General features: G+C 33.4%; 1 protein-coding gene. It reads left to right on the top strand.

The window, feature by feature from the left end; genetic code table 11:
• Positions 1-844: 844 nt before the first annotated feature.
• Positions 845-997, top strand: a complete 153-nt coding sequence (locus ACFIKE_RS11355; protein ID WP_273790835.1) for a DUF5993 family protein — start codon at positions 845-847, stop codon at positions 995-997.
• The last annotated feature ends 9 nt before the right edge of the window (positions 998-1006 follow it).

Below are 1006 nucleotides of genomic sequence, written 5' to 3' on the forward strand. Positions count from 1 at the left end.
CAGTTTAAAAAAGATATGTATGCATTGTTGGCTGGTGGAGACTGGTCAGATACTACGAATATCACTCCACATCTGCGTGCAGTCATTATACGGAATGCTATTTATGAATCGGCTAGCGCCCGTGGATGTAGTCATCCACGGCATTTTGTTTAGGAGGGGCTTTAACAGGAATTTCGAGAGTTGAAAAATCAGAGTATTGAAGGTTATGAAGTACTTCTTTTGAGGGGGGATGAATTTTGAGGGAGAGGTGTTAAGGGGTGGTGTTGGACCCATGAGGCTGTTAAGCTTGCGAGATTGTTGTTTATTTAAGATAAGAGGAAAAAATATATTGGGGGAAAGCCATTGATTGTAAGTTTTTTTAAAAATATCTCATTTTTATTTGCCAAAATAAACACGATCACCATATATTATAGAATATGTTGCAATTTGAAACATTGCTTATGAGAAAAAGAGATTTTTATGTCAGAAATACGTTGCAAAATAAGGATATTCTTTTGAGAAAAAGAGATGTATAGCTCTCAATTTCAAAGCCTATTTATTTTGTTGTTCAAGTGATTTTTTTTAATTGAGGGGGGGATATGATCTTTATAATTGTCGATATATCTTTAATAATGGCTGATATAAAGGGAAGCAAATAATCAACGCTTTTGTGCTTTTGTTGAGATGTGTTTCTGAGCGATTATAGAGTTCTTTGTTTTTTCACTTAAATATAATGGCAATATCAAAGTGAATGACGAATTGTGAATAATAAATCCATGGTCTCTTTTTTGCCCAATTTTGTAATATGGTGAATGCTGAAGTAAATTAAGAGTTAAACACCGGATGTAAAGGAGATTTAAAAGCTATGTTTCTTCCATTTTTAATCGCTTTAGGTACTGCAGTAACGACTATGTGTGGTAAAAAAAATATAAGTTATGCTTTGTGGGCAATTTTATTCGTTGTCATTCTTCTCACTTTCAATCATCACGCAACTTCTACTTTAAATTTATCTTTTTGAGAGAATAGC

Source organism: Bartonella sp. MU70NMGDW (assembly GCF_042194085.1).
GTDB classification, from domain to species: domain Bacteria; phylum Pseudomonadota; class Alphaproteobacteria; order Rhizobiales; family Rhizobiaceae; genus Bartonella; species Bartonella grahamii.